General features: G+C 65.0%; 19 protein-coding genes, 1 tRNA gene and 3 rRNA genes. 6 read left to right on the top strand and 17 right to left on the bottom strand.

Annotated features, from left to right (window positions below; translation table 11 throughout):
• Positions 1 to 5 precede the first annotated feature (5 nt).
• Positions 6 to 902: an oxygen-dependent tRNA uridine(34) hydroxylase TrhO gene (trhO, locus tag ACNPNP_RS17950; protein ID WP_448967416.1), complete on the bottom strand. Its 897-nt coding sequence runs from the start codon at positions 900 to 902 to the stop codon at positions 6 to 8.
• Positions 903 to 911: 9 nt separating this feature from the next.
• Entirely contained in the window at positions 912 to 2,213 is a 1,302-nt protein-coding gene (locus tag ACNPNP_RS17945; RefSeq protein ID WP_448967415.1) for an LssY C-terminal domain-containing protein, read from the bottom strand.
• Positions 2,214 to 2,321: 108 nt separating this feature from the next.
• Here ACNPNP_RS17945 and ACNPNP_RS17940 point away from each other — a divergent pair.
• Positions 2,322 to 2,409: transfer RNA gene (locus tag ACNPNP_RS17940), tRNA-Ser, on the top strand.
• Between the two features lie 86 nt (positions 2,410 to 2,495).
• Here ACNPNP_RS17940 and ACNPNP_RS17935 read toward each other — a convergent pair.
• From ACNPNP_RS17935 to ACNPNP_RS17900, 8 genes are all read right to left on the bottom strand, one after another.
• Positions 2,496 to 3,098, bottom strand: a complete 603-nt coding sequence (locus tag ACNPNP_RS17935) for a GNAT family N-acetyltransferase (protein ID WP_448967414.1) — start codon at positions 3,096 to 3,098, stop codon at positions 2,496 to 2,498.
• Positions 3,095 to 3,760 (bottom strand): phosphatase PAP2 family protein, encoded by a 666-nt coding sequence (locus ACNPNP_RS17930; RefSeq protein ID WP_448967413.1) that lies wholly within the window; start codon positions 3,758 to 3,760, stop codon positions 3,095 to 3,097. The genes ACNPNP_RS17935 and ACNPNP_RS17930 overlap by 4 nt, the downstream gene beginning before the upstream one ends.
• A gap of 31 nt (positions 3,761 to 3,791) precedes the next feature.
• On the bottom strand, positions 3,792 to 5,021 hold the full coding sequence (locus tag ACNPNP_RS17925; protein WP_448967789.1) for a multidrug effflux MFS transporter: 1,230 nt from the start codon (positions 5,019 to 5,021) through the stop codon (positions 3,792 to 3,794).
• 194 nt (positions 5,022 to 5,215) lie between these two features.
• On the bottom strand, positions 5,216 to 6,373 hold the full coding sequence (locus ACNPNP_RS17920; protein WP_448967412.1) for a cystathionine gamma-synthase: 1,158 nt from the start codon (positions 6,371 to 6,373) through the stop codon (positions 5,216 to 5,218).
• Positions 6,374 to 6,442: 69 nt separating this feature from the next.
• The gene (locus ACNPNP_RS17915; RefSeq protein WP_448967411.1) at positions 6,443 to 7,825 is read right to left on the bottom strand and encodes a cystathionine beta-synthase; all 1,383 of its coding nucleotides are present in this window, start codon (positions 7,823 to 7,825) and stop codon (positions 6,443 to 6,445) included.
• Between the two features lie 41 nt (positions 7,826 to 7,866).
• Positions 7,867 to 8,844, bottom strand: a complete 978-nt coding sequence (locus ACNPNP_RS17910; RefSeq protein ID WP_448967410.1) for a carbohydrate ABC transporter permease — start codon at positions 8,842 to 8,844, stop codon at positions 7,867 to 7,869.
• Complete coding sequence (locus ACNPNP_RS17905; protein WP_448967409.1) at positions 8,841 to 9,980, bottom strand: carbohydrate ABC transporter permease; 1,140 nt, start codon at positions 9,978 to 9,980, stop codon at positions 8,841 to 8,843. Before ACNPNP_RS17905 ends, ACNPNP_RS17910 begins: the two co-directional genes overlap by 4 nt.
• A gap of 100 nt (positions 9,981 to 10,080) precedes the next feature.
• Entirely contained in the window at positions 10,081 to 11,400 is a 1,320-nt protein-coding gene (locus tag ACNPNP_RS17900; RefSeq protein ID WP_448967408.1) for an ABC transporter substrate-binding protein, read from the bottom strand.
• Between the two features lie 268 nt (positions 11,401 to 11,668).
• On the opposite strand from ACNPNP_RS17900, the gene ACNPNP_RS17895 reads away from it, so the two are divergent.
• On the top strand, positions 11,669 to 12,673 hold the full coding sequence (locus tag ACNPNP_RS17895) for a LacI family DNA-binding transcriptional regulator (protein WP_448967407.1): 1,005 nt from the start codon (positions 11,669 to 11,671) through the stop codon (positions 12,671 to 12,673).
• Positions 12,674 to 12,752: 79 nt separating this feature from the next.
• Here the strand turns inward: ACNPNP_RS17895 and rplL are convergent, their stop codons facing one another.
• The 3 genes from rplL to ACNPNP_RS17880 form a co-directional block, all read right to left on the bottom strand.
• On the bottom strand, positions 12,753 to 13,133 hold the full coding sequence (gene rplL, locus ACNPNP_RS17890) for a 50S ribosomal protein L7/L12 (RefSeq protein ID WP_259063947.1): 381 nt from the start codon (positions 13,131 to 13,133) through the stop codon (positions 12,753 to 12,755).
• 49 nt (positions 13,134 to 13,182) lie between these two features.
• Positions 13,183 to 13,671: a 50S ribosomal protein L10 gene (gene rplJ, locus ACNPNP_RS17885; RefSeq protein WP_307358214.1), complete on the bottom strand. Its 489-nt coding sequence runs from the start codon at positions 13,669 to 13,671 to the stop codon at positions 13,183 to 13,185.
• 252 nt (positions 13,672 to 13,923) lie between these two features.
• Complete coding sequence (locus ACNPNP_RS17880; protein WP_448967406.1) at positions 13,924 to 15,714, bottom strand: glycoside hydrolase family 15 protein; 1,791 nt, start codon at positions 15,712 to 15,714, stop codon at positions 13,924 to 13,926.
• A 76-nt stretch (positions 15,715 to 15,790) separates the two neighbouring features.
• On the opposite strand from ACNPNP_RS17880, the gene ACNPNP_RS17875 reads away from it, so the two are divergent.
• Positions 15,791 to 17,155 carry a glucose-6-phosphate dehydrogenase gene (locus tag ACNPNP_RS17875; protein ID WP_448967405.1) on the top strand — a complete coding sequence of 455 codons (1,365 nt, stop codon included), beginning with the start codon at positions 15,791 to 15,793 and terminating at the stop codon, positions 17,153 to 17,155.
• 67 nt (positions 17,156 to 17,222) lie between these two features.
• Positions 17,223 to 17,903, top strand: a complete 681-nt coding sequence (locus ACNPNP_RS17870; RefSeq protein WP_448967404.1) for a YqaJ viral recombinase family protein — start codon at positions 17,223 to 17,225, stop codon at positions 17,901 to 17,903.
• Positions 17,904 to 17,917: 14 nt separating this feature from the next.
• Here ACNPNP_RS17870 and ACNPNP_RS17865 read toward each other — a convergent pair whose 3' ends face one another.
• A complete protein-coding gene (locus tag ACNPNP_RS17865; protein WP_448967403.1) occupies positions 17,918 to 18,805 on the bottom strand; it encodes a LysR family transcriptional regulator ArgP in 888 nt (295 codons plus the stop codon).
• A gap of 70 nt (positions 18,806 to 18,875) precedes the next feature.
• On the opposite strand from ACNPNP_RS17865, the gene ACNPNP_RS17860 reads away from it, so the two are divergent.
• Complete coding sequence (locus ACNPNP_RS17860; RefSeq protein WP_448967402.1) at positions 18,876 to 19,499, top strand: LysE/ArgO family amino acid transporter; 624 nt, start codon at positions 18,876 to 18,878, stop codon at positions 19,497 to 19,499.
• Positions 19,500 to 19,535: 36 nt separating this feature from the next.
• On the top strand, positions 19,536 to 20,102 hold the full coding sequence (locus tag ACNPNP_RS17855) for a dihydrofolate reductase family protein (protein WP_448967401.1): 567 nt from the start codon (positions 19,536 to 19,538) through the stop codon (positions 20,100 to 20,102).
• A 72-nt stretch (positions 20,103 to 20,174) separates the two neighbouring features.
• Here the strand turns inward: ACNPNP_RS17855 and rrf are convergent.
• From rrf to ACNPNP_RS17840, 3 genes are all read right to left on the bottom strand, one after another.
• Positions 20,175 to 20,291 (bottom strand): 5S ribosomal RNA (rrf, locus tag ACNPNP_RS17850).
• Between the two features lie 112 nt (positions 20,292 to 20,403).
• Positions 20,404 to 23,510, bottom strand: a 23S ribosomal RNA gene (locus tag ACNPNP_RS17845).
• 414 nt (positions 23,511 to 23,924) lie between these two features.
• Positions 23,925 to 24,365: ribosomal RNA gene (locus tag ACNPNP_RS17840) — 16S ribosomal RNA — on the bottom strand; the annotation flags it as partial.

Genomic DNA, 24,365 nt, shown 5'->3' with positions numbered 1-24,365 from the left:
GGGGATCAGGCCGGTTGCGCGGCGTGGTCGGCGCACGAGACAGCGTCGCAGCCCTCGCACACGACGAACTGTCGGCGGCACGCGGCATCGGGGCAGTTCGCCGTGCGCTTGGTCGGCGCTCCGCACCCGGCGCAGGTGCCGATCACGGCGGTGTGGTCGCTGAAGTCCACCGATCCGCGCTTGTCGAACACGTAGAGCGACCCGTCCCACAGCCCGTCGTCTCCGAATCGCTCCCCGTATCGGACGATGCCGCCCTCGAGCTGGTACACTTCGCCGAACCCGCGCGCCGTCATGAGGCTCGACAGCACCTCGCAGCGGATGCCGCCCGTGCAGTACGTGACGACCGGCTTGCCCTTGAGATCGTCGTACGCTCCGGAGTCGAGCAGGTCGACGAAATCCCTGGTGGTCTCGGTGTCGGGAACGATCGCACCACGGAAGCGGCCGATCTCGGCCTCGAGCGCGTTGCGGCCGTCGAAGAAGACGACGTCGTCGCGCGACTGCACGAGGTCGTGCAGCTGATCAGGACTCAATCTGGTCCCACCGCCGACGACGCCGTTCTCGTCGACGCGCAGCTCCCCCGGTGCTCCGAACGAGACGATCTCCTCGCGCACCTTCACACTGAGCTTGGGGAAATCCACACTGAGACCGGCATCGTCGAGCCCTGTTCCCTCACTCCATTTGATGTCGGCGTCCTTGAACGCCGGGTAGGAGCGGAATGAGCGAACCCACTTCTTGAGGGCGGGCAGGTCGCCGCCGAGCGTGCCGTTCACGCCGTCCTTCGAGATGATCAGCCGCCCGCGCAGCCCGAGCGCCTCTCCGAGGTCGCGCTGCCACACGCGGATCGCCTCGGGGTCGGCGAGGGGCGCGAACGCGTAGAACAGGATGATCTTGGGTGTGGCCACCCTGCGATTTTACGCGGGCTGCGCTCCACGGCGCCTGCGCGCCCACGCCCCGGCGCTCTCACTCGAGAGGCACAGGAGCGTGACGGCCTGGACGGAGGCGGTGAGCAGAGTCCAGTCCAGCCCGAGCACGGCGCTGCCGTCCAGGTAGTCGATCGCCATGAAGACGATCTGCAGTGTGACGAGCACCATGAGCACCGCGCGGGAGCGGCGACCGCCGCGCAGGACCAGCCAGGCCATGACGAGCTGCCAGATCATGAACGCCCCGAACACGGAGACGACGATCACGATCAGCGCCACTTCCTCGGGCTGCGCCGACGCGAGCAGCTGCCAGAACGTGGCGTCGCTGAGCACGTCGACGAGCTGCAGAGCGGTGACGAGCGCGATGAGCGCCACCGCGGCGATCACCGTCAACGGGGCGCGGGCGATCTGGCGTGCCGTGCTCGGATCGGGTTGCCGAACGACCACAGGCTCGGGCGGCACGGTGCGGGTGACGTCGATGATCGGGAGGTCGCCGTCGGTCACGAACCGGTCGCCGCCGCCGTTTCGCGAATGGTATCCGGTGGTGAAATCGCGGAGCAGTCGCACGTGGACGTCGGCGTCGGCCGACTGCGCCGTCGTGACCACGTGGTCGCGTTCCACGTCGGTGTTCTGGTCGATGCGATGCGTGACCTGCAGCGTGAACAGCGACAGCCCCACATCCGTGTCGTAGGTCGCCGCACCCAGCCAGTCGGCGTGCGCGCCGCCCGGCAGCAGCCATCCGGGAGGACTGTGCCAGAAGCGCACGTGATGGCGCTGCTTGGGATTGCCCTCCACCTCCTGCTGATAGGCGACATCGTGGCGTCGGCCGAACAGCATGAGCGGCGACACCGGCGCGGTCGCGTAGCTGCGCCGAGTGAGTGTGGATGCGATGATCCGCCACGTCGATGCGGCAGTGATCTCGTCCGCGCGATGCCACCCCGCCGTCGTCATGACGTGATCGAGCTGGGCTCCTGAGCCGTCGACTCCGAGGTTCACCGGGTCACCGAGCAGCCCGTCGGCCGTGCGGGTGCGCCCGAAGAAGTAGTCGGGCACGTAGAGATCGGAGAGCATCCGATGCAGACGAGGGAGCACGAGATATGCGGTGATCGCCCAGATCGGGATGAACCAGGCCAGCGCCCAGGGTGTGCGAACGCCCTGGATCGCGATGATGACGGCCATCCAGACGGCGGCCGCGGTCCCCACGAGGAACGCGGTCCTGTCGAACACGGTCGCCGGTGGCAGGGGCTGCTGCATCTGCAGCATCCACCGTCTGCGGTGCGGAAGCTCGTTCACGCCCTCTCCCTGTGCGATCCGATCACGTCGTGCCCCTCACCCTATGGGGCTGAGCGCGACTGGCGCAGGCGGCTTCGGCGATCGGATAGACTGTTCAGGTTGTTCCTTGGTGACGTGTCCGAGCGGCCGAAGGAGCACGCTTGGAAAGCGTGTGTTGTGCAAGCAACCGCGGGTTCGAATCCCGCCGTCACCGCCAAATGACTGAAGGGCTCCGCGCCAGCGGGGCCCTTCAGCCATTTAATGGATGCTGGGGATTCGGGGAGGCGCGCGCAGCCCGCGACCTCAGTCCGTGAACCGCTCCCCGTAGCTGCGCCCGCCGTCCTCGGACGCCAGGCGCTCCATCCCGAGCCGCTCGTAGAACGCGGCGGCACCCGTGTTCTCAGGGTTCATGCCGAGGTGCAGGCCCTTCACGCCGCGACGGCGGAGTTCTGCGAACAGCGTCTCGATCAGCCGGCGTCCGAGGCCCTGGCCCTGCGTCTCGGGCAGCAGGTCGATGTGCAGGTGCGCCGGATACTGCGCCGTGTGCGGACTCCGCCCTGGCCCTCGGCTGTAGCCGTACTCGATCATCTTCTCCTCGGCGCTCTCCGCGACCGCCGGGCGGGGGAAGCGCTGGGCGAACTGCGGCCACCACTCATCGCGGAACCACTGCTCGAAAGCATCTGTGTCGTCGGTGGCGACGATGTAGCCGATCCCGCGGCCGTCGTCGGCCTCGACGATCCAGCACAGATCGGGATGACGCTCCGCGTACGGCACGGCGAAGAGGAGTCCCCACAGCTCGTCGTCGCCGAACATCCCCGTGGCATCGGCACCGGCGTCCGCCGTCTTCACGCAGATCTCGAACAGCGCCGGGCGATCCGCGGGGCGATAGGGACGGATGCCGGTCATGGCAGGCTCCTCGGTGTCGGGGGGCCGTCGGTGGCCGACGGCGGCGGCAGGAACTCTTTCGTCCGCACCCAGGTCAACATGATCGCACCGACGATGAGCACCGTGCCGACGCCGACGAGCATCCCGCCGATCGTGTCGCTGAGCCAGTGCACCGAGAGCAGGGTGCGTGAGAAGGCCATGGCGATCGTCCAGATCACGCCGAGCAGCAGCACCCAGATCCGCGGGAACAGCAGAACCGCGATCACCGCCATGGTCGCGGCGTTGGCCGTATGCCCTGAGGGGAATGAACCGAAGTCGGAGATCACGAGCATCTCCTCCGGTCGGGCACGGCCGAACAGGCTCTTGAGCAACTGCACGACGACGACGCTCGCGAGCAGCGAGATCACCACGAACAGCGCCGCTCTCCACCGCCGCACGATCAGCAGCGCCGCCACGATCACGAGCGGGATCAGATATATCGCGATCCAGTTGCCGCCGACGTCGTTCATCACCTCGGAGAACCCCACCAGCAGCGGCGTCTGGATCCCGATCATCATCCGGTTCCATCCGCTGTCCATCGCCGAAGGGAGGTCGGGGCCCGGCGCGGTCATCGAAGCGCCCAGCGCCATCGCCGCCAGCAGGGCGCCGATGCCCCACCACAGCAGTACGGGTCGTCTGGTCATCCGCCCATTCTCACACGCGACACCCGCCCGACTACGGAGTGAGCATCCCGACGGTGCGCGGACGCACGATCAGCCACAGCGCGAGGATGCCGACCACCGCGCAGCCGACCATCACGGACGCCATGGTGGTCGCGGTGATCCCCGCCCCGACCGAGATCAGGCCCACCACGGGAGAGATGATCGCGGCGATGCCGTTGTTGCTCGCGCCGAGGATCGATGCCGCCGTGCCTGCGGCCTTGCCGTGACGGTCGAGTGCGAGCACCTGCACGCAGGGGAAGGAGAACCCGCACGCCGTCATGAACACGAACAGCGGGACGACGGTTCCCCAGAATCCCAGGTCGAGCTGATCGAAGACGATGATCGCGGTGCCGCTGAACAGCAGCACCGCGGTCGAGAACGCGAGCACCCACTGCGGGCCGAAGCGTGCAGCGAGGCGCGACGCGGCCTGCACGCCCAGCACGACGCCGACCGAGTTGACGGCGAACAGCCAGCCGTACTCCTGCGCGTTGAGCCCGTGCGTCTCCTGGAACAGGAACGGGGATGCTGAGAGGTACGAGAACAGCCCGGAGAACGTCATACCGCCGATGACCAGCACGCCGAGGAACACCCGATCGCTGAGCACGCTGCGGTAGCGCTGCCAGATAGTTGTGCTGCCGCGTTCGTGGCGGCGCTCCTTCGGGAGGGTCTCGGGAATGAACAGCACGGCCGACAGCAGCATCACGACCCCGTAGCCGGCGAGCACGACGAAGATGCCGCGCCACGGCATGATGCCCAGCAGCCATGATCCGATCAGCGGTGCGGCCACCGGCGCCACGCCGGAGACCAGCGCGAGTCGCGACAGCATCACGACCAGCCGGCGCCCACCGAACAGGTCGCGCACGATCGCCATGGCGACCACGCCACCGGCTGCCGCACCGATTCCCATGACGACGCGCGCACCGCCGAGCAGCAGCAGATCCGGTGCGACGGCGGCGGCGACGCTCGCGAGAACGTGCAGCGCCGTGACCGTGATGAGCGGCATGCGCCGGCCGACCTTGTCGGAGAGCGGACCCACGACGAGCTGACCGACGGCGAAGCCGATCATGGTGCCGGTCAGGGTGAGCTGGATCGCCGCCGAGGTCGTCTGGAAGTCGGACTCGAGCAGCGGGAACGCCGGCAGATACAGGTCGATCGTGAACGGCCCGAGCGCTGTGAGCGCGCCGAGCAGCACGATATACAGCACGCGACGGCGATGCGGGATCGCATCGCCGGGATGCAGCATGATCGGCGCGGTCGCCGGGTTCGGCCCCAGCACGCGGATCGCGCCCGTGGGCGTGCTGGTGCGGATCGTGCCCGTGACGGCGCGGATGCTGCCGGTCGGTGTGCGTTCGGAATCGGGAGTGGGGGCGTCAGCCGGCGATGAATCGTTCAAGATCCCTCAATGCTACTCGCGTCCCTCTGCCGGACCGGAGTCGATCAGCTGCTGAGGCGCGCGAGTCCCTGTTTAAGGTCGGCGATGAGGTCGGACACGTCTTCGATGCCGACCGACAACCGCACGACGTTCTCCGGCACGGCGAGGGCGGTTCCGCGCACCGATGCGTGCGTCATGTCCGGCGGGTAACCGATCAGTGATTCGACCCCGCCGAGGGATTCGGCGAGCTGGAACAGTTCGGTCGACTCGGCGAAGGAGCGTGCCGCGTCCGCACCCGCGGCGAGCGCGAGGGACAGCATCCCGCCGTATCCGCTCATCTGACGCGCCGCGATCTCGTGACCGGGGTGCGAAGCGAGGCCAGGGTAGAACACCGTCTCGAACTCGGGGCGGGCCGCTGCCCACTCCGCGATCGCCTGCGCATTCTCGCTGTGCTGGCGCACGCGCACCGCGAGCGTCTTGATACCGCGAGTGGTGAGCCACGCGTCCAGAGGGGCGGAGACCGCGCCGACCGCGAACTGCTGGAACTTCACCTGATCGTAGAAGCGGTCATCGGCGAAGACCACCGCACCCCCGAGCACATCGGAATGGCCGCCGAGGTACTTCGTCGTCGAGTGCACGACGAGGTCGGCGCCGAGCGAGAGCGGACGCTGCAGTGCGGGCGAGGCGAACGTGTTGTCCACCACGACGACGGCTCCGGCCGCATGCGCGATCTCGGCCGTCGCGGCGATGTCGACGATCTTGAGCAGCGGGTTGCTGGGCGTCTCGAGCCAGACGATCCTGGTCTCGGGGCGCAGCGCCTCACGGATCGCGTCGGCGTCACCGAGCTCGACGGTGGTGGTCTCGATGCCCCACGGCGCGAGCACCTTGGTGAGCAGTCGGTACGTGCCGCCGTACACGTCGTTGCCGAGCAGCACATGATCGCCCGGCTTCAGGATTCCGCGCAGCAGCGCGTCCTCCGCGGCGAGGCCGGATGCGAACGACAGCGCGCTCGCGCCGCCCTCGAGTGCGGCGAGCTGCGTCTCCAGCGCACTGCGCGTGGGGTTGCCCGCGCGGTTGTACTCGTAGCCGTCCCGGAACCCGCCGATGCCGTCCTGCACATGCGTAGAGGCCTGGTAGATCGGCGGGATGATGGCGCCGGTCAACGGATCGGGCGCTTGGCCTGCATGGATGGCACGGGTGGCGAAGGAGTGGTCGGAGGACATGCTCACAGCCTACGTCCGTCCCCGGCGGCATCCGCTCCTGTTACGCCGGGTGACCGGGGCGCCGGCCGGTCACCGCGCGAGGTAGGCCAGCAGGTCCTGACGGGTGAGCAGCGTGTGCGGCCTGCCGTCGACCGTCACCAGCAGCGCGTCGGCGTCGGCCAGCGCACTGCGCGCCTGATCGACCGATGCGTGGATGCCGACGAGCGGCATCCGTGCACCGACGTGGGCTCCGATGGCATCGGACGGCTTCGCCTCACCGCGGAAGAGCAGATCCAGCAGTCCGCGCTCGTCCACGGTGCCCACGACCTCGCCCATCATCACGGGCGGTTCGGCGCTCAGCACGACGAGCTGGGAGACCTCGAACTCGGTCATCATGCTGATCGCTTCGAGCACGGTGTCGCTGGGATGGGCATGCACGAGGTCGGGGACGACGTGCTGACCCTTCCGCATCGAGGCGCGCGCCCCGAGCACGTCCGCGACCGTCTCCCCCTCTTCGACCTCGCTGAAACCGTACGAGCGCATCCATGAATCGTTGAAGATCTTCGACAGGTAGCCGCGGCCGCCGTCGGGCAGCAGCACCACCATCACCGCGTCCGCGGGCAGGGTCCTGGCCACCCGCAGCGCGCCGACGACGGCCATGCCGCTCGATCCGCCGACGAGGATGCCCTCCTCGCGAGCCAGGCGGCGGGTCATTGCGAACGACTCCGCATCGTCGACCGCCACGATCTCGTGAGGGACGGCGGGGTCGTAGGAGCCGGGCCAGATGTCCTCCCCCACGCCCTCGACGAGATACGGACGACCTGTGCCGCCGGAGTACACGCTGCCTTCGGGGTCGACCCCGACGATGCGCACGCGCTCCTCCGACACCTCGCGCAGGAACCGGCCGGTGCCGCTGATCGTGCCACCGGTGCCGATACCGGCGACGAAGTGCGTGATCCGGCCGTCGGTGTCGCGCCAGATCTCGGGACCCGTGGTCTCGTAGTGGCTGCGCGGCCCGTTCGGGTTCTCGTACTGGTTGGGCTTGAACGCGCCGGGGATTTCCTTCACGAGCCGGTCGCTGACGCTGTAGTACGACTCGGGGCTGTCCGCCGGGACGGACGTCGGCGTCATCACGATCTCCGCGCCGTATGCGCGCAGCACGTCGATCTTGTCCTCGCCGACCTTGTCCGGCAGCACGAACACGCACTTGTAGCCGCGCTGCTGCGCGACCAGGGCGAGTCCGACGCCGGTGTTGCCGCTGGTGGGCTCGACGATCGTGCCACCCGGCCCCAGCTCGCCTGAGGCCTCCGCCGCATCGATGATCCGCTTGGCGATGCGGTCCTTCGACGATCCCCCCGGGTTGAGGTACTCGAGCTTGACGAGCACCGTGCACTCGACGCCCTCGGTGACGTGCTGCAGCTTCACGAGGGGTGTGTCGCCGACGAGATCGGCGATGTGCTCGGCGTAGTCCATGCCTCCCAGGGTACGGCCAGGGCCGCGCTCGAGGTGCAGTGTTACCCCTTCGTCGAACCCGCCAGCAGCCCTCGCACGAAGTACCGCTGCAGGGCGAAGAACACGATCAGCGGAACGATGATCGATACGAACGCACCGGCGGTCAGCAGATGCCAGTCGTTGCCTCGAGTACCGGTGATCTCGGCCAGGAGCTTCGTTATCGGAGCGGCGCCGCCGTCTGCGAACACCAGTGCCACGAGCAGGTCGTTCCACACCCAGAGGAACTGGAAGATCGCCACTGACGCAATGGCCGGCATGGTCAGCGGCAGCACGATACGGAAGAAGATCTGCCCGCGTGACGCACCGTCGACGCGTGCGGCCTCGATGATCTCGCCGGGGATCTCGGACATGAAGTTGTGCAGCAGATAGATCGCCAGCGGCAGAGCGAACATCGAGTGCGCGAGCCAGACCTGCGCGTACCCACCGGATGCTCCCAGCGGCAGCGTGATCTGGAGCCCGAACAGATTCAGCCCACGCGAGAACGTGCTCAGCAGCGGGACGAGAGCCATCTGAATCGGAACGATCTGCAGCGCGAAGATGAAGATGAAGAGGAAGTTGCGGCCCTTGAAGTCGATCCACGCGAACGCATAGGCCGCCATGGACGCGACCATGAGCGGAACGATCGTCGCCGGGATCGTGATGGCGATCGAGTTCACGAACGATTCGATCATCGTCAGCTGCGTCGTGCCCGACTGCAGGACGTCGACGTAGTTCTCGCCGGTTACCTGCGGATTGAGGAAGAACTCCCACCAACCGCTGGACTGGATGTCATCGCGAGGCCGGAACGACGAGATGAAGAGTCCGAGGGTGGGGATCGTCCACAGGAACGCGATGATGATGGATGCGACGGATGCCCAGGGCCGCGACAGCTTCTTGCGCGCACGCCCTGCAGATGCGTTCAGCTTCCCACCGGTGGTGATCGCACGCGTACTGGTCGGTGTGGAGGTAGGCAGTGCATTGGACTTCACCGTGTCGCTCATCGGATCTCCCGCTGCTTCTGGATCTGGCGTGCGTTGTAGATGACGATCGGCAGCACGAGGATGAACAGGATGACCGCCAGGGCGGCGCTGCGCCCGGCCTCGAACTTCGAGAACTGCGTGTACATCTCATTGGCGAGCACCGACGTCTCGTAGTTACCGGCCGTCATGGTGCGGACGATGTCGAAGACCTTCAACGAGGCGATTGAGATCGTCGTGAGCACCACGATGAGCGCAGGACGGATCGCAGGGACGGTGACCGAACGGAACCGCTGCCAGGCGTTCGCACCGTCGAGTTCGGCGGCCTCCAGCAGTTCCATCGGCACACCCTTAATCGATGCGGAGAGGATCACCATCGCGAATCCCGTCTGTACCCAGATCAGCACGATGATCAGGAACAGGGTGTTCCACGGCGGGTTGAGCAGGAACTGCTGCGGCTCAGCGCCGAACCAGACCAGGAGCTGGTTGAGAAGCCCGATCTGTTCGAATTGCGGGCCGCGGTACTCGTACATGAAGCGCCAGATGATGCCGGCACCGACGAACGAGATCGCCATCGGCATGAAGACGAGAACCTTGTAGATCTTCTCGCCGCGTGTGCGATCGATGAAAACGGCGTAAGCGAGTCCGACGATCGTCGACACGGTCGGAACGATCAGCACCCAGACGATCGTGTTGACCACGACGCGGATGCCGTCCGGCTGCCCGAATATCCAGGTGTAGTTCGCGAGGCCGACGAACGACTTCCCCGACGAGTTCATGAACGACGCCGCCATCGTCTGCAGCGACGGCAGGACGAGGCCCACCAGCAGCAACAAGAACGCCGGCGCCATGAACGCGACGAGCTGGATGAGATATCCCTTTCCGGACTTGGAGCGGTAGTCGAGCAGGAAGAACACCGCCCCGACCACGACGGCGGCGCCGATCGCCCAGTAGTAGGAGCGGAAGAACCACATCACCGCGAGCGGCACGAGCAGGCACATGGCCAGCCGGATGACGGTGTACATCTTCCCGGTCCGCGGGGCGATGTCGACGAGCAGAAGGATGATGGCCACCACCAGCCCGAAGGCGATGACGACGGCCACCGCCTGCAGGACCGGCGGCAGCGAGCCGATCCATCCGAAGAATTCGATCGCGGTCACGGAGTCCCCTTTACAACAGCGTGCAGGTCATCAGCGGTCCACGCGCCGTCGCATGGGCCGTACCGGACGGGCCGCCCGAAGGCGACCCGCCCGCATCGGGTCAGCCGGCGGGCCAGCCCGTCTCGATCTGCTCGAGGACCTCGTCGGTCGACGTGCCGTTGACCCATGCGACCATGCCCTTCCAGAACGTACCGGCACCGACAGCACCCGGCATCAGGTCACTGGCGTCGAAGCGGAACGTGGTGTCGGGGTCCTGCAGGATCTTGATCGTCTCCTGGAGGATCGGGTCCTGCGCTGCGTCGGGCTCGAGTCCGTTGTTCGCCGACGTCACGCCGCCGAGGCTGACGCGGCTGTTCGCCCACTCAGGGCTGGAGAGATACGCCAGCACCTTCTGGGTGGCCTCGCTGTCACTGAATGCACCGACGATCTCACCGGCACCCGTCACAGCCTTCTCGTCCGCGCTCTCACCTGGCAGCATGAACGCCCACACATCGCCGTCCTCGGCGATTGTCGTCCCCTCGGGGAAGAAGCCCGACAGGAACGATGCCTGGTGCGTCAGAGCGCACGAACCGTCGGCGACCTTCGGTGCCACATCACCGAAAGCCGTCGAGTTGATCGACCGGACGTCGCCGAATCCGGCGTTGACGTTCGCCGGGTTCAGGAGGACCTCGCCGACCGAGTCGAATGCGGTCTTGATCTGCGGATCGGTGAAGGGTACCTCGTTTGTCACCCACTGGTCGTATACATCCGGACCCGCCTGGCGGAGCACGTAGTCCTCGATCCAGTCCGTCCCCGGCCAGCCCGTGGCTGTGCCGGATTCGAAGCCGGCACACCACGCCGGGGTGCCGGTCGCCGCCTGGATGGTCTCGGTGAGAGCAGTCAGGTCGCCCAGAGTCTCGGGCACCTCGACTCCCCACTCCGCGAACTTGGTCGGCGAGTACCAGATCCAGCCCTTGACGTTGGCCATGAGCGGTGCGCCGTAGAACGTGCCGTCGTAGGTGCCGTAGTTCACCCAGTCCTCGGTCCAGTACTCGTTCGCGTTGCTGGCGACCTCTTCCGGTGCAGGCTTGAGGAAATCACGCGAAGCGAAGTCAGCGAACAGACCGGGCTGCGGGAAGATCGCGATATCCGGCGGGTTGCCGCCCTGTGCACGGGTGCCGAGCTGCGTCTCGAAGTCCTGACTGCCCTCGTACTTGATCTCGATGTCGTTCTCTTCAGCCCAGTCGGCCCACGACTCCTGCAGCAGTTCGGCTTCAGCGTCGACGATGGTGCCGTAGATCGTGACCGTGCCGCTTCCCCCGTCGCCCCCGTCGCCGCCACCCTCGGGCGCGCCTGGAGCCCCGCACCCCGCAAGCGCGATGCCCGCGGCCCCGATCAGGGCGAGCGGCGCAAGGCGCCGATTACGCTGTGACAGTCCCATGTGACTTCTCCTCTTCGAGTTCACGTCCCCATGCGAGCCGCCTGCTCGAGAGCGAGCGGATCGGGAACCGATTCCAGGCCCAACCTACTGGCCATGCTCGCGCGGCACAATGGCCGCACATCACAAGCTGACAACCTTTGGTGGTGCGCGCCGATCGAATATGGGAGCGCTCCCCGGCGTCTCGACTGGAACCGGTTCCTTTTCAGGGGACACGCGACTACGCTGTGCCAGGGGCGCGCCCCTGGGCTGCCGTCATCGAGGAGGATGCATGAGCACGATCGCGGATGTCGCGGCGCGCGCCGGCGTCTCCAAGGCCACGGCCAGCCGCGCACTGAGCGGACGCGGATACGTCTCAGCGGAGACGAGGGCGCTGGTGTCGGCCGCAGCGAGTGAGCTGTCGTACGTCGCGCACTCCTCGGCGACCAGCCTCGCCACGGGTCGCACGTCGACGATCGGCGTGATCCTGCCGACGGTCGGTCGATGGTACTTCTCGGAGCTGCTGTCGGGCGTCCAGAGCGCCCTGCTCGCGCACGACTACGACCTCGCGCTCTACGGCGTGCCGGAAGGCTCGCCCACCAGGGATCGGGTCTTCGAAGCCGTACTCCCCCGCAGACGGTTCGACGGCATCATCGCCGTGGGGATCCAGCCGCGCAGCCACGAGCTGGAACGCCTGTCGGCGCTGGATCGCCCGTTGGTCACCGTCGGCCCGTACCACGCCGGCACGAGCTCGGTGTCGATCGATGACGCCGCCGCCGGTCGGATAGCGACCGAGCACCTGATCGACCTCGGCCACGAGGCGATCGCATTCATCGGCGCGTCGGACGATGACGCGAACGCGGGGTTCGGCGACGCGCGACGCCTGCAGGGCTATCGAGAGGCGATGGATGCCGCGGGGCTCGGCGCCCGCATCAGTGTGAGCCCGGCGGCGAGCGACATGCCCAGCGGATATCAGAGCGCTGTCGATCTGCTCGGCGACCGGCGCACTCGCCCGAGCGCTGTCGTCGGAGTGTGCGACGAGACGGCGATCAGCGCCATCATCGCCGCCCGGCGACTGGGGATCGCCGTACCCACCGAACTGAGTGTGGTCGGCATCGACGACCATCAGCATGCGGAGATGTTCGCCCTGACGACCATCCGGCAGCAGCCGCGGGATCAGGGCGTGGCAGCAGTGGGACTGCTGCTTCATCAGCTCGCACATCCGGACGCCGGGGTCGAGCACGTCGTCGCGGCATCCGCTCTGGTCGTGCGCAATTCCTCCGCCGCGCCGCGTTGACGTTACCACCTGAACGCACGAATGCCCCGGGCACAGGCCGGGGGCATTCGAATGAGTGAGGCGGTCGACCCGCCTCGGCTCACTTGAGGGTGACGGTCGCGCCGGCAGCCTCGAGGGTCTCCTTGGCCTTCTCGGCCGTCTCCTTGTTGGCGCCCTCAAGGACAGCCTTCGGAGCGCCGTCGACGACAGCCTTCGCCTCGCCGAGGCCGAGCGAGGTGAGCTCGCGGACAGCCTTGATGACCTGGATCTTCTTGTCGCCGGCAGCCTCGAGGATGACGTCGAAGGAGTCCTTCTCCTCAACCTCTTCAGCAGCGCCTGCGCCACCGGCGCCGGCAACGGCGACGGGAGCGGCAGCGGTGACGTCGAACTTCTCCTCGAACGCCTTGACGAACTCGCTGAGCTCGACGAGGGTCAGGTCGGCGAACTGCTCGAGCAGCTGCTCGGTGGTGAGCTTAGCCATGATGTATCTCCTAGATTGATGGGGTTTGTGGAAAGAGAACGCCGGTCGCTCACGCGGCCTGTGCGGTCTCCAGCTTTTCGCGAAGCGCGTCGATGGTGGCGGCAGCCTTGCCCATCGTCGCCTTCATCATGCCCGCAGCCTTCGCCAGCAGAACCTCACGGCTCTCGAGCGAGGCGTACTTGTTGACCTCGTCGGCGCTGAGGGCATTGCCCTCGAAAACGCCGCCCTTGATCACGAGAAGCGGGTTGGCCTTGGCGAAATCACGAAGAGCCTTCGCAGTGGCGACGAAGTCACCGTGCACGAATGCGACAGCCGACGGACCCTTGAGGTCATCGTCCAGCGCAGAGATGCCGGCCTTGTTGGCGGCGATCTTGGTCAGCGTGTTCTTCACCACGGCGTACTCAGCGTCCTGACGGATGCTGTTACGCAGCTCCTTGAGCTGGGCAACCGTCAGACCGCGGTACTCGGTCAGCAGGACGGCGTTCGAGTTCTCGAATGACTTCGTGAGCTCGGCAACCGATGCATCCTTCTGCGCCATGGTCACTCCTTGGTGGGTACGAGATGCCGCACGGTGGTGGGGCATCGACCTCGACCACCCCACAAGCCAAACAAAAAAGCTCCGGCGCAAGCGCACGGAGCTTCAGAAACTGTTCGTGACACCTGCGCGGGCCCCTGCTGAGCAGTGCTTCGATCATGCTGCGCTTGCGCGCATCACGATGACCGGCGGTCTTCGGTTGATCCAAGGATACGACATCTCTTCGCGTCCCCCAAATCGGCGCCGCCCGGCGTCTCAGCGACGGTCGGCCGCACGCCCGGTGTGGCCGGCGAGCGCGTCGGCCGCGCGGACCATCGCGAGGTGGGAAAGCGCCTGCGGCGTGTTCCCCGCATGCCTGGCGCCCTCGATGTCGTACTCCTCCGAGAGCAGCCCGACGTCGTTCGCCAGCGCGACCAGTCGCACCATCAGCGCTTCGGCATCCCGCAGTCGGCCACTCGCGGCGTACTGCTCCACGAGCCAGAAGCTGCAGGCGAGGAACGGATGCTCCCCTCCCTCGAGCCCGTCGACCCCGCTCGTCGTGCGGTAGCGCATCAGCAGGCCGCCACGCAGGAGAGTGCGCTCCATCTGCGCGACCGTGCGCGTCATCCGCGGATCGTCTGCTTCGCAGTACCCGACCTGCGGCAGGACCAGCAGCGAGGCATCGACCTCGTCGGAGTCGTAGTGCTGCACGAAGTAGCCGTCGGCATGGACGCCGCGATCGTCGATCTCGGCCCGCAGGCGATCGCGCATCTCGGTCCACCGATCTGCGTCACCGGTCAGACCGTGCTCGCGAACCGCGCGGACGCCGCGATCGAGCGCCGCCCACATCATCACGCGCGAGTGCGTGAACCACTGCGGCTCGCCCCTGATCTCCCAGATGCCGTTGTCCGGTCGGTCCATTCCCGCGATGACGCGTTGGAGCAGCGCACGCTGCAGCGGCCACGAGAAGGTGGACTCCTCGAGTCCGGCGATGCGCGCCGCCTCGAGAGCCACGAGCACCTCGCCGATGACGTCGCCCTGATACTGGTCCACCGCACCGTTGCCGATGCGCACGGGGGACGCGCCGTCGTAGCCAGGCAGGCAGCTGAGCTCACGTTCGGTGAGGTCGCGCTCGCCCGCGATGCCGTACATGATCTGCACTTCGGCCGGATCGCCCGCCACCGCCCTCAGCAGCCACAGCCGCCAGTGCTGCGCCTCGTGCAGGAACCCGTGCGAGATCAGCACCTCGAGAGTCAGCGCGGCGTCGCGCAGCCACACGTAGCGGTAGTCCCAGTTCCGCGATCCTCCGAAGTCCTCCGGGAGCGAGGTGGTCGCGGCCGCGACGATGCCGCCGGTGTCGCGATTGGTGAGCGCGCGCAGCACGAGCAGTGAGCGGACCACCGTCTCTCGATGCGGCCCGTCGTGCTCGATGCCGCTGGCCCATCCCTGCCACCACGCGCGCGTCCTCGCCACCGCCGCTTCGATGTCGAGCGGCTCAGGTGCGCTCTCGTGCGAGAGGAACCAGGTGAGGGTGAGCGCGCGCTCCTCGCCCTCGGAGACGGTGACGTCGCCGGTGTGGACGTGATCGGATGCGGAGAGCGCGACGCCGCGGACGATCACGGCATCCGGCCCTGCTGTCGCCCTCAGCGCTGGTGCGGATGAGGTTCCCACCTGGCGCACCCACGGCAGCGCCCTCGCGTAGTCGAAGTGCATCCGCAACTCGGTACGGAACTCGACGGTGCCCGAGATGCCGATCACCCGTCGCACCACGTCGGTGCGGTGAGAGCTCATGGGCATGAACTCGTGCACCTCCGCGACGCCTGCCGCGCTCTCCCATCGAGTGACGAGGATGAAGGTGTCCGGCAGATACTGCCGGCTCACCGTCGCGTCTTCATCGCTCGGCCGCAGCGTCCAGCATCCGTGGGTCGGGTCACCCAACAGCGCTCCGAAGATCGACGGCGAATCGAAGCGCGGCAGGCAGAGCCAGTCGACGCTTCCGTCCCTCGAGACGAGGGCCGCCGTGCGGCAGTCGCTGAGCAGTGCGTAGTCTTCGATCGGAGATGGCATCCGTCCGAGTCTGGCAGTGACCGTGCATGCGATCCAGACCTGTTGCGATCTCTCTGCGCCGACTACGGTGGGCCGCATGGCCGACCACACCGCACTCATGATCTTCGGGGCATCCGGCGACCTCACCTCCCGGCTGCTGCTGCCCGCACTGGGCCAGCTGCTGATGACCGAGCCCACGCGCACGGTGCAGCTGATCGGCGCCGGTATGGACGACTGGACCGATGACAAGTGGCGCGACGTCGTGCAGATCGCGTTCACGTCATCGGATGCCGCGGATGCGATGGCGCGCGTGGAGACCGAGTACCACCGCGCCGACATCACCACGGCCGACGATCTGAAGACGCTTCTCGACGGGCGCGAAGCCCCGCTCGCGCTCTACTTCGCCGTGCCGCCGTCCGTCGCCGCAGCGGCCTGCGCCGCGATGGCGGCGATCGATCTCCCCACGGGAGTCGTGCTCGCACTCGAGAAGCCGTTCGGCGTCGACGAGGACAGCGCCAGAGCGCTCAATGAGCGCCTCGCGCTGCTCGTGCCGGAGAGCCAGGTGTTCCGCATAGATCACTTCCTCGGACGTTCCACGACCCTGAACCTGCTCGGGGTGCGTTTCGCCAATCGTGTGCTCGAGCCGCTGTGGTCAGCGACGGACATCGAATCGGTGTCGATCACGTACGACGAGTCCCTCGGCCTTGAGGGTCGCGCGGGATATTACGATCATGCCGGCGCCTTCGTCGACATGATCCAGAGCCATCTGCTGCAGGTGATGGCGGTGTTCGCGATGGAAGAGCCCGCGACCCTCGACGAGGTCGACTTCCGTGCCGCGACGACGGCCGTGCTGCGGGCGACATCGGTGTGGCAGGACGACCCGGTGCACAACTCCTACCGGGCGAGGTACACGGCCGGCAGCGTCGGCGACCGCACCTTCCCCTCGTACGTCGACGAACCGGATGTCGATCCAGCACGAAACACCGAGACGCTGGGAGCGGCGACCTTCGAAGTGCGCAACGCCCGCTGGGCGGGTGTGCCGATCACGTTGCGCTCGGGCAAGGCCATCGGCGAACCCTCGCGTGAGATCGTCGTGCGCTTCCGTCCCGTGCGCCACGTGCCGGTCGGCCTCCACGGCGAAGCCGAGGGTGCCGTATTGCGGTTCTCGCTCGGCACGGCCGAGATCTCGCTCGAGCTCAACGTCAACGGCGAGGCCGACCCGTTCGAGCTGGAACGGACGACGATGTCGGCTGAGCTCGGTCCCGGGGCGCTCAAGGCGTACGCCGAGGTGCTCTCGTGCATCCTCGACGCCGATCCCGTCCTCGCAGTGCGGGGCGACGCAGCCGAGGAGTGCTGGCGCATCGTGCAACCGGTCCTGGATGCGTGGAAGGCGGACAAGGTGCCGCTCGAGGAGTACTCCGTGGGCTCGCGCGGCCCGGCCGGCTGGCCGGCCGCCGGCTGAGATCCGGAGGCGGCGCACCCCGGCGCGGCTGGTCCTGCGCGTCCGAGGCCGCGGGTAATCTCGAATGGTGACTCCCGAACTGCAGGCTCGTATCGTCGCGGACTCCCGTGACCGCGTCGCCTGGCTCAGGGCACGCACCCGCGGGATCACCGCGACCGACGTCGCAGGGCTCTCCGGCGAGAAGTCGATCATCCGCGCCGCAGACGCGAAGCTCGGAGGCGGTGCCCACTTCGGAGGGAACGCCTACACCGACCATGGGCGTCGCCGTGAACCTGAGATCGCCTCCTGGGTGGCGGGGACGCACGGCATCCACCCGTCATCGGCGCTGTTCCGGGCAGAGGCGGAGCACCGTCATCTGGCGACGCCGGACGGCATCGTGCAGGACCGCGACGGGCGCATCCTGCTCGCCGAGATCAAGACCACGAACAAGAACTGGCGCACGATCCCGCGCACATATCTGCGCCAGGTGTGGTGGCAGCAGCACGTGCTCGGCGCGGAGCGCACCCTGTTCGTCTGGGAGGAGCACGACAGCTTCCGCCCGATCCACGACGAGCCGCGCTGCGTGTGGATCGATCGCGACGAGAAGGAGATCGGCCAGCTCGTCTCCCTCGCGACGCGGCTGATCGACGAGCTCTACCACCGCACGACGGGGCAGCGTCCACCCGGTGCCGCCGTCGCAGCCGCAGCCAGCCGACGCGAATCGCTGCGCGAACGCGATGCGTTCCGCGCACTCGCCCTCGCCGACTGAGCGCCGCGACCGCGTCAGCCCAGGACCCGCCCGGCTTCCGCGATGATCTCCGCCGCGATCGCATCGAGCAGCACGGACCGCAGGTTCCACTGCTGCCAGTACAGCGGCACGCTGATCGGTTCTCCGCCCAGCGGGATCGCCGTACCGGCCGCCGCGGCCTCGGTCGCCTGCGAACCGGGCAGCATGCCCCACCCCAGACCGAGCAGCACGGCCTGCGCGTAGTCGTACGACGCGGGCACGTAGTGGCGAGGGATGCCGTGCTCGTCCAGTCCGCGAGAGCGCAGCCAGGTGTGCTGCAGGGTGTCGCGCCGATCGAAGTCGACGAACGGCGCGCGGCGCAGCGCGGCCTCAGTGGCGCCGTCAGGGAACCATCGCGCCACGAAGGCGGGGGTCGCCATCGCCTCGTAGCGCAGCACTCCGAGCGGCGCGACGGTGCATCCCGCGACCGGAGCATGCTCGGAGGTCACCGCAGCCATGACCTCCCCCGACTCGAGCAGTCGCGCGGTGAAGGTCTGGTCGTCCCGGTGCAGATCGAAGTCGATGTCGTGCTCCTCCGCGAGGCGCGCGAGCGGCGGAAGGAACCAGGTGGCCATGGAATCGGCATTGACCGCGAGAGGGATGCTGACGCGGTCGCCGATCGCGTCGAGTCCGAGGGCCGACAGGGCATCGTGCTCGAGCAGGGCGATCTGACGCGCCATCCGCACGACCGATTCGCCGGCGGCCGTCATCCTGGCCGGGCGGCCACGGACGATGAGCACTTGGCCGAGCTGCTGTTCGAGACTCTTGAGCCGCTGACTCACCGCGGACGGGGTGATGTGCAATGCGCGCGCGGCCGCATCGAGGCTGCCCTCATCGACGATCGCCGCAATCGTCGATGCCAGTTCCGGTGAGATGCTCGCCATGTAAGCCATGCTAATGGTGAGTAAGAACCGTTAGCTGGTGCTAATGCTGTTGCGCTCGTAACGTCGAAGGGTGATCTCGTTCTTCGCCGGCCTCGGGCTGGGCCTCTCCCTCATCATCGCCATCGGCGCTCAGAACGTCTTCGTGCTGCGCCAGGGAATCAGACGCGAGCACGTACTGGCCGTCGTCCTCATCTGCGCCCTGTCGGACGCCGTGCTCATCGCGACGGGTGTCGCCGGTCTCGGCTTCGTCGTCGAGAGCGTGCCGTGGCTGGTCGATGCGGCGCGCGTTCTCGGCGCGGTGGTCCTGCTCGGATACGGCCTGCGCGCTGCACGGCGGGCATGGCGAGGAACGGACCAGACCCTGCGCGCGGACGGCGGCGAGAAGCGGGAAGGACGACTGGCGACCGTCATCGCCGTAGCTCTCGCACTGACATGGCTGAATCCTCACGTCTATCTCGACACGGTCCTGATGCTCGGATCCATCGCGGCCACCCACGGTGAAGGACGCTGGGTGTTCGCCGCGGGCGCGATCGTCGCGAGCGTACTCTGGTTCACCGCCCTCGGATACGGCGCGCGCTGGCTCGCCCGCTGGTTGGACACGCCTCGGGCGTGGCGCATCCTCGACGGCGTCATCGCCGTCATCATGATCGCGATCGCTGTGAGCCTCGTGGTGCCCCTGTTCACGAGCCGGTGAAGGTTCTAGACTCCTGCGCGAAGCGAAGGAGACGACATGCAGACTCTGACGATCGACTTCATCTGCTCCCTCGACGGCTTCGGCTCCGCAGTGGGCTGGCCCGGATGGTGGGGGATGGAGAGCCCCGAGTACCTCGACTGGCTGGAACAGGCGCCCGACAGCGGCGCCCCTCTGCTGATGGGGGCGACGACGTACCGCGTCATGTCAGAGCTCACAGCCGGAGGCGAACCGGGCACTGACGTGCTCAACGACATACACAAGTACGTCTTCTCGTCCTCGCTCGATGCCCCGTTGATATGGGCGAACTCGACACTCGTGGATACGGATGCCGTCGCATACGTGCGACGACTCAAGGACGAGTCGGCGCAGCCGCTGCACACGATCGGCAGCATCGCGCTGTGCCGGTCGCTGTTGAAAGCGGGTCTGGTCGACCGCTATCGGGTCGTGATCTTCCCCGTCATCACCGGGGCGAGCGGTCGAGACCGCATCTTCGACGGCTATCCGGACGTGACGCTCGAACTCGTAGAGGAGCGCACCTTCGATCACCGCACCCAGCTGCTCGAGTACATCCCGACCGTGGTGGACGGTCCGCCAGGCAGATGATGGCGAACCGACATAAGGACGGTTAACGCAAAATGGCCACCCTGCGTTGGGTGGCCATTTTGTTTAGAAGAAGTTCGGCGGTGTCCTACTCTCCCACAGGGTCCCCCCTGCAGTACCATCGGCGCTGTGAGGCTTAGCTTCCGGGTTCGGAATGTGACCGGGCGTTTCCCTCACGCTATGGCCGCCGAAACACTATTGATGTTTCAAAAACCTAAAAGACACGCGTGAACGTGCTTGTTAGGGTTCTCGACCGTACATCGAGAACCACTCAGTGGACGCGTAGCACCAACAAAATCGGTGTGTTATCAAGTCATCGGCTTATTAGTACCAGTCAGCTGCACGCATTGCTGCGCTTCCACATCTGGCCTATCAACCCAGTAGTCTGGCTGGGAGCCTCTCACCCGAAGGTATGGAAGTCTCATCTTGAGGCCGGCTTCCCGCTTAGATGCTTTCAGCGGTTATCCATCCCGAACGTAGCTAATCAGCGGTGCTCCTGGCGGAACAACTGACACACCAGAGGTTCGTCCAACCCGGTCCTCTCGTACTAGGGTCAGATCCTCTCAAACTTCCTACGCGCGCAGCGGATAGGGACCGAACTGTCTCACGACGTTCTAAACCCAGCTCGCGTACCGCTTTAATGGGCGAACAGCCCAACCCTTGGGACCTACTCCAGCCCCAGGATGCGACGAGCCGACATCGAGGTGCCAAACCATGCCGTCGATATGGACTCTTGGGCAAGATCAGCCTGTTATCCCCGAGGTACCTTTTATCCGTTGAGCGACAGCGCTTCCACAAGCCACTGCCGGATCACTAGTCCCGACTTTCGTCCCTGCTCGACCTGTCAGTCTCACAGTCAAGCTCCCTTGTGCACTTACACTCGCCACCTGATTACCAACCAGGTTGAGGGAACCTTTGGGCGCCTCCGTTACTTTTTGGGAGGCAACCGCCCCAGTTAAACTACCCACCATGCACTGTCCCTGAACCGGATCACGGTTCGAAGTTAGATATCCAGAGTGACCAGAGTGGTATTTCAACAATGACTCCACCATAACTGGCGTCATGGCTTCACAGTCTCCCACCTATCCTACACAAGCCACACCGAACACCAATACAAAGCTGTAGTAAAGGTCACGGGGTCTTTCCGTCCTGCTGCGCGTAACGAGCATCTTTACTCGTAATGCAATTTCGCCGAGTTCGCGGTTGAGACAGTTGGGAAGTCGTTACGCCATTCGTGCAGGTCGGAACTTACCCGACAAGGAATTTCGCTACCTTAGGATGGTTATAGTTACCACCGCCGTTTACTGGGGCTTAAATTCTCAGCTTCGCCTTGCGGCTAACCGGTCCTCTTAACCTTCCAGCACCGGGCAGGCGTCAGTCCGTATACATCGTCTTGCGACTTGGCACGGACCTGTGTTTTTAGTAAACAGTCGCTACCCACTAGTCTCTGCGGCCACCACACCCTTTTCGGAGCAAGTCCGTATAAGTGGATGGCCCCCCTTCTCCCGAAGTTACGGGGGCATTTTGCCGAGTTCCTTAACCACGATTCTCTCGATCTCCTTGGTATTCTCTACCTGACCACCTGAGTCGGTTTGGGGTACGGGCGGCTAGAACCTCGCGTCGATGCTTTTCTTGGCAGCATAGGATCATCCACTTTTTATCCGCATCATGTCTCAGCCTATGTGAGTCGCGGATTTGCCTACGACTCGGCCTACACACTTGCACCAGGACTACCATCGCCTGGCTTGGACTACCTTCCTGCGTCACACCTGTTAATACGCTAACCGCACCAGCATGGGGTCGTACGCTAGGCCTCACCCCATCACCCCGAAGGGATCCGGTCATGAGGATTCAGATACTTAGCACCACTGGATTAGCTTGGGCGGTTCTTCGCCGGTACGGGAATATCAACCCGTTGTCCATCGACTACGCCTGTCGGCCTCGCCTTAGGTCCCGACTTACCCAGGGAAGATTAGCTTGACCCTGGAACCCTTGGTCTTTCGGAGGACGTGTTTCTCACACGTCTTTCGCTACTCATGCCTGCATTCTCACTCGTGTAGCCTCCACGGCTGGATCACTCCGCCGCTTCGCTGGCCACACGACGCTCTCCTACCCATCAACACGGCTGGACCACGAAGGCCTACCAATAATGTCAATGCCACAACTTCGGTGGCGTGCTTGAGCCCCGTTACATTGTCGGCGCGGAATCACTTGACCAGTGAGCTATTACGCACTCTTTCAAGGGTGGCTGCTTCTAAGCCAACCTCCTGGTTGTCACAGCAACTCCACATCCTTTCCCACTTAGCACGCGCTTAGGGACCTTAGTTGGTGGTCTGGGTTGTTTCCCTCTCGACTATGAAGCTTATCCCCCACAGTCTCACTGCTGCGCTCTCACTTACCGGCATTCGGAGTTTGGCTGACGTCAGTAACCTTGTAGGGCCCATCGGCCATCCAGTAGCTCTACCTCCGGCAAGAAACACGCAACGCTGCACCTAAATGCATTTCGGAGAGAACCAGCTATCACGAAGTTTGATTGGCCTTTCACCCCTATCCACAGCTCATCCCCTCAGTTTTCAACCTAAGTGGGTTCGGTCCTCCACGTGCTCTTACACACGCTTCAACCTGGCCATGGATAGATCACTTCGCTTCGGGTCTAGGACATGCGACTGAATCGCCCTATTCAGACTCGCTTTCGCTACGGCTACCCCACACGGGTTAACCTCGCCACATATCGCTAACTCGCAGGCTCATTCTTCAAAAGGCACGCTGTCACCCCTACTAAGGAGGCTCCAACGGTTTGTAAGCAAACGGTTTCAGGTACTATTTCACTCCCCTCCCGGGGTACTTTTCACCTTTCCCTCACGGTACTTGTCCGCTATCGGTCATCTGGAAGTATTTAGGCTTATCAGGTGGTCCTGACAGATTCACACGGGATTTCTCGGGCCCCGTGCTACTTGGGATACTCTCCACGCCAGAACACGCATTTCGACTACGGGGTTGGCACCCTCTATGACCGGCCTTTCAAGACCGTTCGTCTATACGCTTCTGTAACGTCGCCACCTCGGCAGAGATGACAGGTGAGTCCCACAACCCCGAATATGCAACTCCTGCCGGATATCACACACACTCGGTTTAGCCTGATCCGGTTTCGCTCGCCACTACTAACGGAATCGCGGTTGCTTTCTCTTCCTGTGGGTACTGAGATGTTTCACTTCCCCACGTTCCCTCTACCCGCCCTATATATTCAGGCGGGAGTCACTAGGTCGGCACGCCGCCCAGCGGGGTTTCCCCATTCGGACACCCTCGGATCAAAACTTGCTTATCAGTTCCCCGAGGCTTATCGCAGATTGCTACGTCCTTCTTCGGCTCCAGATGCCAAGGCATCCACCGTTTGCTCTTAAAGACTTGAAATCACATGAGATTGAATCAAAACTCGACCCACACCCGAAGGTGTGTGTCTGAAATTGACTAATGATCTTTAAGATCATCTTGTGCAACCGATCCGAAGATCAGCTGCAAGATGCTCGCGTCCACTGTGTAGTTCTCAAAGTACGGGCGGTACCCCTCCCCACAACCAGCCAAAACCGGAAACAGGAAAAGGTCCAGAGGTACAGTCCCGACCAAACGATCGGTTCCGGTCCCTCAGGACCCAACAGCGTGCAGACACCCTTCCCTCAAGGACCCCGTTCCAGTAGCCGAAGCCACGTACTAAGAATCACTCTCGATCCGAATGCCATGTCAAATGTTCCACCCATGAGCTCCCAGCAGAAACGTATGTTCTGATCTGGGCTCTGTCACACCCGAAGATGTGCAGTTGCTCCTTAGAAAGGAGGTGATCCAGCCGCACCTTCCGGTACGGCTACCTTGTTACGACTTAGTCCTAATTACCGATCCCACCTTCGACAGCTCCCTCCCCGAGGGGTTAGGCCACCGGCTTCAGGTGTTACCGACTTTCATGACTTGACGGGCGGTGTGTACAAGACCCGGGAACGTATTCACCGCAGCGTTGCTGATCTGCGATTACTAGCGACTCCGACTTCATGAGGTCGAGTTGCAGACCTCAATCCGAACTGGGACCGGCTTTTTGGGATTCGCTCCACCTCACGGTATTGCAGCCCATTGTACCGGCCATTGTAGCATGCGTGAAGCCCAAGACATAAGGGGCATGATGATTTGACGTCATCCCCACCTTCCTCCGAGTTGACCCCGGCAGTATCCCATGAGTTCCCACCATTACGTGCTGGCAACATAGAACGAGGGTTGCGC

The organism is Microbacterium xerophyticum (assembly GCF_053543555.1).
Note: the sequence above shows the minus strand (reverse complement) of the source record. Positions and strands in the feature narration are given on the sequence as shown.